This window comes from Pontibacter pudoricolor, assembly GCF_010092985.1.
Taxonomy (GTDB): domain Bacteria; phylum Bacteroidota; class Bacteroidia; order Cytophagales; family Hymenobacteraceae; genus Pontibacter; species Pontibacter pudoricolor.
In genome coordinates this window covers 4,208,082-4,221,904 of sequence record NZ_CP048106.1, presented here as the reverse complement: position 1 = coordinate 4,221,904, position 13,823 = coordinate 4,208,082, and the positions used below count along the sequence as shown (strand labels likewise).

At 46.1% G+C, this 13,823-nt stretch carries 10 protein-coding genes; 3 read left to right on the top strand and 7 right to left on the bottom strand.

Features of this window, described 5'->3' with window-relative positions; all coding sequences use genetic code 11:
- The first annotated feature begins 55 nt into the window (after positions 1-55).
- From GSQ66_RS18215 to GSQ66_RS18205, 3 genes are all read left to right on the top strand, one after another.
- The gene (locus GSQ66_RS18215) at positions 56-2,383 is read left to right on the top strand and encodes a glycoside hydrolase family 20 protein (RefSeq protein WP_162428769.1); all 2,328 of its coding nucleotides are present in this window, start codon (positions 56-58) and stop codon (positions 2,381-2,383) included.
- Between the two features lie 513 nt (positions 2,384-2,896).
- On the top strand, positions 2,897-3,679 hold the full coding sequence (locus tag GSQ66_RS18210) for a PorV/PorQ family protein (protein ID WP_162428768.1): 783 nt from the start codon (positions 2,897-2,899) through the stop codon (positions 3,677-3,679).
- Position 3,680: 1 nt separating this feature from the next.
- A complete protein-coding gene (locus GSQ66_RS18205) occupies positions 3,681-5,765 on the top strand; it encodes a ComEA family DNA-binding protein (RefSeq protein ID WP_162428767.1) in 2,085 nt (694 codons plus the stop codon).
- Between the two features lie 367 nt (positions 5,766-6,132).
- Here GSQ66_RS18205 and sigZ read toward each other — a convergent pair whose 3' ends face one another.
- The 7 genes from sigZ to GSQ66_RS18170 all read right to left on the bottom strand — a co-directional run bounded on the left by sigZ (position 6,133) and on the right by GSQ66_RS18170 (position 13,488).
- A complete protein-coding gene (gene sigZ / locus GSQ66_RS18200) occupies positions 6,133-6,732 on the bottom strand; it encodes an RNA polymerase sigma factor SigZ (RefSeq protein ID WP_162428766.1) in 600 nt (199 codons plus the stop codon).
- Between the two features lie 109 nt (positions 6,733-6,841).
- A complete protein-coding gene (locus GSQ66_RS18195; protein ID WP_162428765.1) occupies positions 6,842-7,354 on the bottom strand; it encodes a GNAT family N-acetyltransferase in 513 nt (170 codons plus the stop codon).
- 83 nt (positions 7,355-7,437) lie between these two features.
- Positions 7,438-7,848 carry an ArsI/CadI family heavy metal resistance metalloenzyme gene (locus GSQ66_RS18190; protein WP_162428764.1) on the bottom strand — a complete coding sequence of 137 codons (411 nt, stop codon included), beginning with the start codon at positions 7,846-7,848 and terminating at the stop codon, positions 7,438-7,440.
- Positions 7,849-8,120: 272 nt separating this feature from the next.
- Positions 8,121-8,555 carry a hypothetical protein gene (locus GSQ66_RS18185; RefSeq protein WP_162428763.1) on the bottom strand — a complete coding sequence of 145 codons (435 nt, stop codon included), beginning with the start codon at positions 8,553-8,555 and terminating at the stop codon, positions 8,121-8,123.
- A 151-nt stretch (positions 8,556-8,706) separates the two neighbouring features.
- Positions 8,707-9,438 (bottom strand): hypothetical protein, encoded by a 732-nt coding sequence (locus GSQ66_RS18180; protein ID WP_162428762.1) that lies wholly within the window; start codon positions 9,436-9,438, stop codon positions 8,707-8,709.
- An 83-nt stretch (positions 9,439-9,521) separates the two neighbouring features.
- Positions 9,522-11,426 (bottom strand): DUF3857 domain-containing protein, encoded by a 1,905-nt coding sequence (locus tag GSQ66_RS18175; RefSeq protein ID WP_162428761.1) that lies wholly within the window; start codon positions 11,424-11,426, stop codon positions 9,522-9,524.
- 97 nt (positions 11,427-11,523) lie between these two features.
- A complete protein-coding gene (locus tag GSQ66_RS18170) occupies positions 11,524-13,488 on the bottom strand; it encodes a DUF3857 domain-containing protein (protein WP_162428760.1) in 1,965 nt (654 codons plus the stop codon).
- Positions 13,489-13,823: the final 335 nt, after the last annotated feature.

Below are 13,823 nucleotides of genomic sequence, written 5' to 3'. Positions count from 1 at the left end.
TGGGTTGGCATTTTAAACTTATCCTGCTTATTCTTGAGCCTCAAACCGTTACCCGATGCCAAAACTGCTTACCCTTCTCGTTTTTATAGTTACCATTTTGTCGGCTTCCGCGCAGCAAAGCGCTGTACCGGATATTTCTATAGTTCCTAAACCGCAACACATTACAGTACAGCAAGGCCAGTTTATCCTGAATGCCAATACCAAACTATACATTAACCCGGAGCAACAATTTCTGAAAACTACAGCCGAGCAACTGGCGCAAACTATAAGAACCGCGACCGGTCAGCAGCCTCAAATGTTTTTCAAAAAACCTAAAAAACGAGCTGCAAATTATATTTACCTCAGCCTTACCAACTCCCCCGACACACTTGGGCCCGAAGGCTATAGTTTATCGGTGCAACCTGCCAGAATTCTGCTTTCCGCAAACCAACCGGCAGGCATTAGCATGGGCATCCAGACTATAAAGCAGCTTTTGCCACCAACTTTTAATTTTACTGCCGTTTCTGTTCCTGCACTTGAGATAACTGATAAACCAAACTATAGCTGGCGCGGATTGCATTTGGATGTGGTGCGTCATTTCTTCCCGGTTTCGGATATAAAAAAGTACATCGATTACATGGCGATGCACAAACTCAACACCTTCCACTGGCACCTGACCGACGACCAGGGCTGGCGCATCGAGATCAAAAAATACCCGAAACTAACTGAAGTCGGCGGTTGGCGCGACGGAACTATAGTTGGCCATGCGCTGGAACGCCCGCAGCAGTTCGACGGCAAAAAAAATGGCGGTTACTATACACAGGACGAGATAAGGGAAGTGGTGCAATATGCTTCGGAAAGAAACATAACGATAGTTCCGGAGATAGAAATGCCGGGTCATGCGCTGGCCGCCCTGGCTGCTTACCCGGAACTGAGCTGCACTGGTGGGCCTTTTAAAACAGAGCGAGCCTGGGGCATTTTTGAAGACGTGTTCTGTGCCGGCAACGAGCAAACCTATAGTTTCCTGGAAGACGTGCTGAGTGAAGTTTCAGCCCTTTTCCCGGGCCAGGTAATACACATTGGCGGCGACGAAGTACCTAAAACCCGCTGGAAAGCCTGCCCGAAATGCCAGGCCAAAATTGCTTCCGAAAACCTGAAAAACGAGAACGAACTGCAGACCTACTTCATCAACCGCATCGGGAAGTTCCTCAAAACGAAAGACAAACGCATTATAGGCTGGGATGAAATACTGGATGGCGGGCTGCCTAACAATGCACTGGTAATGTCGTGGCGTGGAACAGCGGGTGGCATTAAAGCTGCCGAACAACAACACGGCGTGGTGATGACCCCAACTTCGCATTTATACTTCGATTATTACCAGGGAAATCAGCAGCTGGAGCCGCTGGCATTTGGGGGTTACACGCCACTCAGTAAAGTCTATAGTTTCAAGCCTACGCCCGACAAGTTAACCCCATCCGAGAAACGTTTCATAATCGGCGCGCAAGCCAATCTCTGGACCGAATACATCCCGACTTTCGAACAGGTAGAATATATGCTGTTCCCACGTATTGCAGCCGCTTCCGAAGTGTTCTGGACTAAGCCGGAAAACAAGAACTGGCAGAACTTTGCACAACGTATGCAACAGCAATATAAGCGCTACGAAGCCTTAGGCATAAACTATAGTACCAGCACCTACCAGGTAAAACAACAGGCAACTATAGATACTTTACAGCACTCTGCGACCATAACTTTTACGTCGGATGCCGCCGGCACGCAGGTGTTTTACACATTGGATGGCTCCGCTCCTACCACAGCATCTCAACTTTACACCAGGCCATTTACAGTTAACAAGTCGGCAACTATAAAAGCGGCGTCCTTTATGGATGGCAAACTGATGGACGAACCAACCACTATCACCCTGACTATACATAATGCCTTTGCACGACCATCAAAATTACAGAACAACCCCAGCCGTTATTTCCCGGCAATGGGCGGCGCAACTATAGTTAATGGGTTAAGCGGCTCGCTAAACCAATCGGATGGCCAGTGGCTCGGCTTTTCCGGCACCGACTTCGAAACCGTAATCGACTTAGAGCAAACCAAAACTATAAACCGCATCAGCAGCTCACATTTACAGAACATGCTGGCCAATATTTTCCTGCCAACGCAGCTCGAGTTTTTTGTTTCGGAAGATGGTAAAAAGTACAAAACCGTTAAGACTATAGCCAACACCACTGACCCGTTAAAAGGCGGCATTTTTACACAAACATTTACCGCTGAGCTTACTCCTGTTAAAGCCCGTTTCGTGAAAGTAGTGGCGCGAAATATTAAAGTCTGCCCGCCAAACCACCGCTCCGCCGGCAAAACTGCATGGCTGTTTGTGGATGAAGTGGTGGTGGACTAGAATTAAGATCTTTAAGATTTAAGGATTAGGCTGGAGTAAGAATGTCTGAACCGTAGATTAATGGGATTTTGGCGGATGGTAGAGACGCAATATTTTGCGTCTCCGCTATAGAACTATAGGTCTGGCTCAGGATTGGCCTTTACGCTGCAACTATAGCCCAGCGCGTCCGGAGACTCGCGCCCACTGTGCGGCACCAATGGGATACCGGCGCCAGGTTAAGCAGGAGGAGCAAGCATAAATTACGATAAGCATCCTGCTAATCCTTAAATCCTGTAAATCCTGATTCAGACAAAAACGACGCAAAGTATTGCGTCTCTACATTCTTTTAAATCCTGCAAATCCTGATATACAAATCCCCAGCATCATAAACCTTAAATTCTAACTTAATTAACATCCTTCCGTAAGCCCTATTTCACTAACTGTTAAAGCCTTACGGATGGGATAGCTTTACTGCGCTATAGTTTATATTGCCTTTTTCTCCTGTTCCCTTTCCTTGTAAAGGCGCAAGCTGATGTGCCGTTTGGTGCCCGAGCCGCCGCACTTGGCAACGCCTCCGTAACCATACCCGACCTTTGGGCGCTACACAACAACGTAGCTGGCATGGCCGGGCTCACGCAACCACAAGCCGGAGCTTATGCCGAGAACCGATTTGGTGTACGGGCATTTACAACCGTAGCGCTTCTGGGTGTTTATCCAACTTCAAAATATGGCGTGTATGGCATTAGCCTGAGCAGGTTTGGCGACGAACTATACAACCGGCAACACATCGGGCTGGGCGCTGCCCATAAACTAGGTCAATTTAGTTTGGGTGTAAAAGCCGACATCTGGCAGGTAACAGTGCAAGGCTACGGCAGTCGCAAAACGGCAACTATAGCTCTAGGCGGGCAGGCCGAAATTGTGCCGGGCCTTTACTTCGGTGCACACGCATACAACCTGAACCAGGCAAAACTCTCTGACTTCGAAGACGAACGGTTACCCACCATTATGAAAGCCGGCATTAGCTACACACCTTACAAAAAGCTTTTACTGTTAGCCGAAACCGAAAAAAGCATCGACCATAACGCCACATTTAAAGCTGGCATCGAGTATCAGCTGCTTCCAGATAAATTCATACTTCGCAGTGGTTTTCAGTCGCTTACTAACACGCTCAACTTTGGCGCCGGCTTTGTGGCCCGGCAGTTTATAGTTGATTATGCCTTCGGCAATGCCACGCACCTGGGCAACAGCCACCATTTGTCGGTAAGCTATAGTTTCGGGAGGGCGGCTATAGTTTCAACCCCTGTAAATTCACTGTAATATGATGCGGGCTATAGTTGTACTGTTGCTGATTTTCTGCATTATCTCGCAGGTACAAGCTCAGAATTACCCGCGCCAAACGATAGATTTCGACCTGTTTGTACAGGAGCTTTTTTCGCAGCAGGAAGATGAGAACATTTCTTACGAAGACCTGTACGAAACACTTTTCCAGTATTACCAGCAACCCATCGACCTTAACAATACCACACCCGAAGAACTGGCTTCGCTGTTTATACTCTCACGCCCGCAGATCGCTTCGTTTTTCCAGCACATCCAGGACAACGGCAAGCTCCTCAGCATTTACGAACTGCAGGCCATCCCTGGTTTCGACATGATCACCATTTACCAGTTGCTGCCATTTGTTAAAGTGGATGATGCTGGCTTGTATGCTGATACGCGCCCGCTTTGGCAACGAATGATCGGGGAAGACAACAACGCCCTTATAATCCGTTACGAACGGACATTGCAGCAACGTCGCGGTTATAGTTCGGTTGATAGCAGTAGCCGGTCGCAGAGCCGCTACCTGGGTTCGCCCGACAAGATATTTATGCGTTACCGCAACAGTGTGGCTCAGGACTATAGTTTAGGCATAACTGCCGAGAAAGATGCCGGAGAAGCGTTTACCTGGGACCCCGACACACGGCGTTATGGGTTCGATTTTTACACGGCACATTTCCAGCTCTACAACAAAGGCAGGTTCAAAACTATAGCTATAGGCGATTATCAATTACAGATCGGACAGGGATTGCAGTTGTCGTCGGGGTACAGCGTGGGCAAGGGCAGCGAAACGATAACCACGCTCAGCCGCGCAAACCTGGGCATACGGCCTTATAGTTCAGTTTTGGAGTCTGTCTTTTTCAGGGGTGCGGCGGTTACTTACAAACTGAAAGACAATCTGAACATAACCGACTTCTACTCCACTAAACGAACCGACGCAAATTTACAAGCTGATACCATCTCTGATTTCAGCGAATCCTTTACCGGCATCCAGACTTCCGGATTTCACAGAACAGCAACTGAGCTGGCTAACAAGGGCCGCGTGCGGGAGCAGATATTCGGCAGCAGTTTGCAGTACCAGAAACAGGCTTTTACAGTTGGCTTTACCGCTGTCGGCACCAACTATAGTTCGCCCATCAAAAAGACGGACGCCCCTTACCAGCGATTCGAGTTTAACGGTAGCAACAACTATACCGCCGGCGCCAACTATAGTTTTACCTGGCAAAACGTGTACCTGTTCGGGGAAACGGCTATGAGCAAAAGCGGTGGCATGGGCAGTGTAAATGGTTTGATCGCGAATCTCTCTAACAAAGCCGAAGTAGCTATGTTGTACCGGTACTATTCACGCGATTTCCATAGTTTGTATGGCGGTGCTTTTGGTGAAGGAAGCCGGAACATTAACGAGCGTGGTTTTTACACCGGCATCAAACTTAAACCCATAGCCCGCTGGGAAATAACGGCCTACTACGACCGCTTTACCTTTCCGTGGCTGCGGTACCGCGTAGATGCCCCATCTTACGGCGACGAATACCTGGTGCGGCTTTACTTTAAGCCCAACCGCCAGAGCGCTCTCTACGGCCAGTTCCGGACCGAAAGCAAAGGCCTGAACGCCCCAAACAACACCACAACGATAGTAGATTATGTGGCACAAGCATTGCGCCGCAATTATTTACTCTACTACGAATTCTCACCAACGCCAGCTCTCAGTTTAAAAAGTCGTGTACAATTCAGCAGTTATGCGCACGAAGCTCCAAAGCAAACCGGTTACCTCATAGCCCAAGACATAAACTATAGTTTCAAAAATATCCGGCTAAGTACCCGCTATGCCATCTTTGATACGGACAGTTACGATACCCGCCAGTATGTGTACGAGCGCGATGTACTGTATGCATTCTCCATTCCGGCGCTAAGCGGCAGAGGCACGCGGGTTTATGCGTTGCTGCAGTTTCAGTTAGTCCGAGACCTGGATGTGTGGGTAAAATACGGCATCACCAACTATAGAAATGTTGATACCATCGGCTCTGGACTGGAAACTATAGTTGGATCAAGAAGGTCTGATGTGAAAGCGCAGGTTAGGTATAAGTTTTAGCTCGTGGTTTGGTTAACCCACCCCTACCCCTTCCAGGAGGGGAATTACCTCCCCTAACCCCTCCTAAAAACAGGAGGGGAATTCTATTCTGCCTGTTGCTCTTCGGGATTTGTAATCCCGAAACACTTACTACGAGGATTTGGAATCCGACTTTATACTCTGGTAATTAATTGCTACTAACAGTCGGATTGCAAATCTGAAAGAGCAGAGCTGGTTTAAAACTATTGGGCCAGAGACCCAACTATAGTTCGACACGAGCGAGGAAGCTCACGCCATAATCACTGCTATACTGGGTGATTATTCCCCTCCCCGGAGGGGTTAGGGGTGGGTTAATCAAACCACTATACTTATAACCAGCAACTAATAACTAACTCAACCCCTGCAGAGGCTTACAGCTTTCTTTTATAGTGGCGGACACGACGCTGCCATCATGGCCGAACTCCAGGTGGCAACATTCCAGAAACAGGGCTTTCAGTTTTTCGCGGCCACGCTGTACTCTTGATTTTGCACCGGAGTAGGAAATGCCTAACTTTTCAGCAATTTCTTTCTGGCTTACTCCTTCCAGCTCGCTCAGTCGCAGGGCTATGGCGTATTCTTCAGGCAATAAACTGATCAGTGGTTCTACCAGGGCTTCTACATCGTGGCGGGTGTCGTCGGGCAGTTCTTCCAGTTCTACTTCAGCTATAGTCTGGTAGCGACTGCTTTCCCTGAAAAAATCATATACCGCGTTACGAGTGATCTGGTAGAGCCAGGCTTTTATGTTCTTTACTTCGGGTAGCTGCTCGCAGTTTTTGTAGATCTTGAGGTATAGGTGCTGTAGAATGTCGTTAGCTTCGTCTTTATCCAGGATGCGCTTCTGCACAAAGCCTTTTAGCTGGGCCTCGTAAGCCAGGAAAACAGGCGCTACCGCCGAGCAGCTATCCGCAGAAAGTTTAGTTGGTCCAGGAGTGTTGCAGCAGTTTTCCATGGTTCAGTTTATAGTTTGCAGGTAGTTCAGATTCTATTTTAAAGATGCAAAAAAATCACAAATTCCATAAGCCGATTTACACTTCCAGAAATACAAACTATAGTTTAAATTAAACTCCTACTACCTTACTCCGGCGTTCCATCAGGCAGATATCGCGCCATTGGCCGTGTAGCTGGCCCAGTTTTTCACGTACGCCTACTATTCTGAACCCACATTGCTCGTGCAGGTGTATGCTTGCTTTGTTCTCGTTAATAATACCTGCCTGTAAAGTCCAGATGCCAGCTTGCTCCGACTGACGCACCAGTTCCTGCAACAGCAGTTTACCAATTCCCTGCTGCTTAAAATCCGGGTGAACATATACAGTATCCTCGGCCACTCCGGCATACACACACCTACCAGACACAGCAGACAAAGCTGCCCAACCTGCTACCCTGCCGTTTTGCAGTGCCACCAGGCGGCAGCTCTTCATAAATTTAGCATCCCAGTCGGCCCACTCAGGAGCTTTGGTCTCTAACGTGGCGTTGCCTGTGGCCATGCCCAGTTCGTAAATCTCTTTAACCTGCGGGTAGTGCTCCGGCAACAGGTCAGTAACTATAGTTTGTGCGGTAGTTTCGGTTTGCATAGGTGGCTCAATTTAACTGAAAGCAGGAATAGCGGCAAGTATAAATATACCTGCCGCCTTACTTTTTATAGTTTTATGATGTACTAAACAGCTGCTTCGGTTTTGCGTGCATTGGCTCCTTCGCCATACACAGTAGCTTCACCGAAGGTATAAAACGCTTCCCAGTCCACGCCCTGTGGGTCTGTTATCCATGACTTCTCGGATTTGGCATAGCAGCAGGTGCATTTTCCTTCTTCGCGGATGGCTCCTTTTGCTTTTTTCAGGTTACCGTATACTTCGGACAGTTCTTCCTCACTCTCTGCCTGTATGCCTAAATGTTCGATGCCTGCGTTTTCAGGGTGCAGCGAAATGGCAAAGTTTATACGCGGGTCTTCCAGCATCCACTTAGCATAATCTTCTTTCAGTACGGTTGGCTCTGTGGCAAAAAGGGCAGTATAAAAACCTACTGATTCTTCCAGGTTCTTTACTCTAACATTTACGTGAAATCTTTTCATGGCTCTTATTGGTTTAAGGTGTTTTATTTCGTTTTACACCCTGAAGACGGAGCCACTTCTAAAAAGACGCAGCCCACAGAAAAAATATTTTCTGTGGGCTGCAGGTTTGGTTATTGTATGTTTAATGTTTCTCGTGCAGCCGATGGGCGAGGCGAAGCAAGGGTTAATGCTGAACTTGGTTGTCAGAAGTAATTTCCTGCTTTCTTATTTATAAATATTACTGAGGTAAAAGCAAGGGTATGCTTCAGTCAGTAGAGTATACCCTTGCTTTGTTATTTTTTCTGCATCAGCCAGTAAGAACCTGCTTTGGGGCTGGTGATCTCCTGGGCAGGATGCCCGTTGAAACGAACAGACTTAAAGTTTCTTTTTTTATCTACATCCACATAAAGCGTATCTACATCGCTTCCTACTTTTAGATAAAACGTTTTAATACCTTGAATGCTAAGGGAGGTGACATTTACCCCTTCCAATTTGGTGGTACCACCCTGCAAGTAAGTAAAAGGCTGTGCATTCGTCTTTTCATCAAGTGCATTCTCCCCTTCATAAAACAAGTCGATAGGCTCACCCGCACGCGAGGTTAGATAATCAACACCTTCACTGGTTTGAATAACTGCCATAAATCTCGGTGGTCCAGGATCACAGCATACAGGTACTTCACAGCCTGAAACCAGAACAGCTAACAAAGAAAAAACTAACAAGTATTTCATGATATATGCAGTTTAATCTGGTGTAATCCTTTTCTTTCTTTTAGATTAGTTTCTCTCGTTACCATTGGGATGCAAAAGAAATATCTTATTTATACTTAATAGCCAACGTCTTGGCTAAAAAGCGCTGCTGTCCCGAGGGCAGCTGTGTTTTTTAGGCCTTGTTATGCAAATGCTTTTTCTTTTCGTCTATCATTTTCACCTTGACAAAGAACCAAGGAACAGGCTCAAATCCATTTTCTTCATCGTTCATATATTCAACCATCTGCTCCCAATTATCTTCGCTAGCTATCAGTCCGTACTGGTTGATTTCAATATTGAATTTCTGAATCAATTCACTAGCAAGGTCATGGCAATGAAAGGTATGAAAGTCCCCACCTAATTCTATCCCAATTAGGTCGAACCCAATCTCAACTTCTGATTCGTCAGTTACTTCTGGAATATTTCTGTTTAGATTATCCCAAAGTCCGATTGATCCTATACCTTTCTCTTTGATACTAAACTCTTCCAACAGATCATTTTTTTCTGTTTCTGGAAAGTTGATGCTAAGAAACAGATAGTCTTGAGCGTTGCTGAAAAACTTGCTCTTGTACTCGCTTAGTACATGGTAATCGGAGAAAGTATTTATCCAGCCTATTTTCTTTTCTTCAAATTTCTGGTCCGCCCAAGTTTGAATATCTGTGATTTGTGAGTCAGTCAGGTTAAAATCCTTTTTGGCTTCTTTAAGACTGTCACTATTGTTGATGGCGCTCCACGTTATTGACCAACTATCGAAGTAGGAGTCATTTATACAGGTACTGCAAGTGTAAATTTTGGTGTCCTTTATGGAGCCGTAATTTGCCTTATGCAGTTTTATAAAATAATATGCTCCTAGATAATACTTCATAAATTGAGCTTATGCATAACTTCTAGATAAACGAAAACATACGCTTATCTGCACTATAGGCGTAGCCAGTCAAAGATTTCTCCCTACTGCACATTCTTCACAAACACCAGTTGCTGGCCGTCGGCTTTTACGATGTTGTTCATAAACTCCAGCATTTTAGTATAGGCTTCTGGTTTGTAGCGGCCTTTGTGCAATTGTATGGTGCGCACGTAAGTTACTTTCTGACCTTCTACTTTGGTAGTCGCCTTAAACGTCCCGAACTCGGTATCATAGGCTAGGTCGTTAGGTTTAAACTCTAAACTATAGCCTGCAGGTAGCTCATAAATTACGGTGTCGGTATTGGTGTAAGCCGATGAACGCACTACTTCTAATGTCCGCTTTTCTACGGTGTTTGGCGTGCTGTCCCATTTGTTCATCAGGTTTGGTGCCAGGAACATGCGTTTACCGCTAATGGTCGCACACTTGCGTACGCTCAGTTCCAGCTTTTCCGTTACTTCAGGCAGTCTCGCTTTTTTCAAGTCAAAAGAAAACTGCTTCAGCTCGAAAGATGGAATACTGATGTTGCGGTAAAGCCATTTGCGCTGATCCTCAGGGGAGGCTGCATGCAGCAGGTCGCGGTAAGATTCGTGTTCTACCCCTTTGTAGTGTGTTACCGCAGAAGCTGTTCCGTTTCCGGCATCATCCAGTATCACTTTTATGGTGCGGTTCACTATGTTTTCAGTTGCTTTGTAGGCGGGTGTGTTTACCAGTTTGCCGCCTTCCGGTGTAATAAGCAGCGCTTTTCTGTTACCGGTAAAACTGCCCGTATACCCCGCCGATTCGCTCTGGCTCGTGCATTCCAGCCAAAGCGTGTCCTGCTTCATCGGTACCGACAATATAACGTGGTTAAACTGGCTGCTTGGAAAATCGGCCATCAGGTCAGGTGCATTTTCGCCGGCACGTATCAGGGCATGGTGAGACTGTATGCCTACAGACTTAAGCATAGCCTGCGTATAGTTGGTTAGCGCTTTGCAATCGCCGTAGCCTTTGCTATCTACAAAACTTGCCTCGAAGGGCTGCCAGCCACCGATTCCCAACTGTATAGAAATGTAGCGGGTGTTGCTCTGCAGGTAATTGTATATGCGTTTTACTTTCTCTTCCGGCGTTTTGGCATCAGCTACAAGGGCTGCAATTTTAGCTTTGGTAGCTTCCGGCAACACATCGCGGCCTTCGTTCAGCTTGTTAAACCATTGGCCATAGCTCTGCCAGCTATTCATGTCGCCGGCGTAGCCCTGCACTTCAAATTCGGTTGGAGCGGTGCGTACCATGGGCACCAGTTCGGCCATTGGCGGGGCGTACGGCTCAGTCTTGATCGGTGTTAAATTACTTAGCTGCCAACTATAGATCGTTTTACCTTCCTTCACCTCCTGTGTAGCTTTCTGCTGCAGGTTGGCTTCACGGTAACGCATCTTCATTGCTTGCGGCATTATAACCGTAAACGTGGCATTCTCTACCGACAGTTTATCTTCATCAAGCGGAGCCCAGGTATGGTAAAACAGCATGTTAGACGAAGTGGTCTGGTACTCGAACTCAACTATAAACGGGTATATGGTGTGGGTCAGGTCAGCGATCTTTACACGGTTATCCTCAAACAGAGAGAAGTCAGATATTGAGCTCACATCCGCTATATCACTGTTTTTCAGCGTTTTTATTTTTTTGCCACCCTGGAAATAAGAGGCGCCTTTTATATAGTTCACCTTCGATAGTTTGTCGTAAGGCACGTATAGTTTGGCGCGGTGCAGGCCGTTCTCGTTCAGTATGGTTATCCGGGTTTTAAAAGTAGTGGTGGCGCTGCCCGGCGAGGTAACTGTAAAAACGGTTTCCTGTGAGTTTATAACGGCATTGGCACCTTTTATAAGGTCGGCTGAGGATGTGTTGCGGGTTGCAAATGCGGCAAAAGGAATTACCAGCCACAAAAGCAGGGGCATAAAAACGGATATTTGTTTCATAACTATGGCTTAAGAGAAGCGAGCTAAGGCAGTAAAAGGGCAAACCGTAACTTATCCGGTTTGCCCTTTTACTGTAGCTGCATGTATGATGCTTTAATTAATTGGAAGAGCTTTTCTTTAAAACAATCTGTTCGGCGTGCTTGGCCACGATCTGGTTATAGAACTCTTTCAGGTACACATATTCTTCGGCGTAAAACACAGGCCTGTTTATATTTACCCGGCTCATTACCTGCAACTCGTTGCCATGCTGCTGTACCATATACATAAACTTTCCACCATTTTCCGGCAGCAGTACGTTCACGCTTTTAGGAGCTTCATCAATAACATATCCTGCCGGTAAAATATACTTTGTAATGATGGTCTCATCTATAGGTGTGGCAAAATCGACAGGGTAAAGGCGCTCGGTCAGTTTAAAAGGATTTTCTTTATCGCCGTGCCCCATTAGCGGATTCAGGTAAATAATACTGTTCTGCTGCCCGTTACCGCTTGCGCTGATGTTGTACTTAATATGAAGCGGGTCGCCTATATTGTCCTTGTTCTCAAAAACTGGCTTGCCAAGCTTATAGTTACCTACTTCGCGCGACAGGTTTTCTGCAAATTTCTCTTCGCCCTGTTCGTTAAGTGCTCTTCGCAATGTTAAGGCGTAGTGCCCACCTGCCGACTCCACAGCCTGCCCGGTCATGTCGCCGTTCGCGCTGATAGTAACATCCGTATTTATAAATTTAGAGTAAACCACAGGTTTTAAATTTACCCAGCGGTGCTCATTCTTTTTCACGATGTACCCGCTGCCGTTCAGGGCTCTTACAGGCAGCATGCCAAATGGAAGCAGCGGGTCTGTAGCATCCAGCAAATACTCTTTATTATCTATAAAAACACGCGCTATCACATAGTTAAACTTATTTACCAACGGCGACCCCTGTGGCGGGCGGCCATTTGCGCGCGTGCTTACCAGTACCGGCGATGCATCAAAACTTGCTTCCTTTAACATAGCTACCAGCAGCAGGTTTATATCAGCAGCATTACCAGTACCTTTGCTATAGGCATCGCTTAAGCTTGTTCTGGCCATGTAAGCGTTTTGCTCGTTCCAGGTCATTTTACCTTTTACAAACTCATAAATGGCATGCACCTGCTGTTCAGGCGTTTTATGCTGCGCTAAAATGTTCGCCAGGTCGCGCTTATAAAAACCGCTTTTAATTATCTGCATACCGAAGCGGTCGTTTGCCAACAAGTTCATTACTACGTCTTCCCAATTTCCGGTCATAATTTTCGGAGCCTGGTTAGGCAGATTTACCCGCTGCAATTCAAATTCTATTTTAGCCTGGTAATCTTTAAGCGTCGTAATGTATTTTTCTTCTTTCAGTGCCGGCACATCCTTCATGGTCCAGGTGTAGGCGTAGTTCGTAAGCTCAGGTGTACCAGCGCCCTTGTTGTTCTTGCTGTTTGAATGCAACGGATGATACCCCTGCATCAGGAACTTATAGTCGAAGTAAGACGGAATTTCGGCGCTGTATTCACTCCAAAGGGTTGGTATAGTTGTCTGGAACTCCCACTCGCGCATGTTGTAGAAAAAGTCGGATGAAATGGTATAGCTCACTTCAATTACTGAACCTACTTTAACATTAGGCATGGTAAATTTTTTGGAGTACCAGTTCTCGCTGTGCTGCTCTTCAAATACGCTTTTCGTATCCAGTTTATGCTTCTGCACTTCTCCGTTCTCCAGCGTATAGGTTACACCTTTTATACTGGTAACACGTTCGCGGTCGCCGCCTTGCACATAAAAGGGTACCTCAAAGTTTGCCCAGTCGTAACCTGACTTTTTAAGGATCTTGATACGGATGTGGCGGTCAGTGATAACCTGTATGCCATGGTTTAAGCTGAACTTGGTGAAACCGATATCTGACAGCACAACAGCTTCCGCAGAAGTGTCCTGCGCATACTGGCTCATTTTAAGTTCGTGATCATTTACTTTGCCAAACTTTGCCCCCTGGGCAAAAGCGCTGAAGCCGGTCAGGGCAAAAAACAAAGTAAGAATAAAAGGAAGGGTAAAAGTATTTGCTTTCATAGGCTGTAAAAAAATAGTTTAACTGCATTGTAAATCGCCCGGACACAGATGTATACCAGAAGATTTATAGATACAAATTAAACTATATATTTTACATTATTATAATCTTTTCGGGAGCAATTTATAACAGCTAACTCAAAGCAAACCAGTCGGTTTTGTACTTATTGTAGTTGATACTTTTATAAAAGAGAGGCTATTGATTGGCGGGTTACAGCAACAGGTTTTAATTACATTATATACTGACAGGCAATTATATACAGCCTATGTTGCGAATTATATCAGGTACAGAAAAAACGACGGCTTATAGTTGGGAAAGAAGCAAAAAGAAAAACAGA

What these genes read in the sequence shown, in the direction of transcription:
- GSQ66_RS18215 (WP_162428769.1), top strand. Translation starts at nt 56, where the DNA reads ATGCCAAAACTGCTTACCCTTCTCGTTTTTATAGTTACCATTTTGTCG.
- GSQ66_RS18205 (WP_162428767.1), top strand. Translation starts at nt 3,681, where the DNA reads ATGATGCGGGCTATAGTTGTACTGTTGCTGATTTTCTGCATTATCTCG.
- sigZ (WP_162428766.1), bottom strand. Translation starts at nt 6,732, where the DNA reads ATGGAAAACTGCTGCAACACTCCTGGACCAACTAAACTTTCTGCGGAT.
- GSQ66_RS18195 (WP_162428765.1), bottom strand. Translation starts at nt 7,354, where the DNA reads ATGCAAACCGAAACTACCGCACAAACTATAGTTACTGACCTGTTGCCG.
- GSQ66_RS18190 (WP_162428764.1), bottom strand. Translation starts at nt 7,848, where the DNA reads ATGAAAAGATTTCACGTAAATGTTAGAGTAAAGAACCTGGAAGAATCA.
- GSQ66_RS18185 (WP_162428763.1), bottom strand. Translation starts at nt 8,555, where the DNA reads ATGAAATACTTGTTAGTTTTTTCTTTGTTAGCTGTTCTGGTTTCAGGC.
- GSQ66_RS18180 (WP_162428762.1), bottom strand. Translation starts at nt 9,438, where the DNA reads ATGAAGTATTATCTAGGAGCATATTATTTTATAAAACTGCATAAGGCA.
- GSQ66_RS18175 (WP_162428761.1), bottom strand. Translation starts at nt 11,426, where the DNA reads ATGAAACAAATATCCGTTTTTATGCCCCTGCTTTTGTGGCTGGTAATT.
- GSQ66_RS18170 (WP_162428760.1), bottom strand. Translation starts at nt 13,488, where the DNA reads ATGAAAGCAAATACTTTTACCCTTCCTTTTATTCTTACTTTGTTTTTT.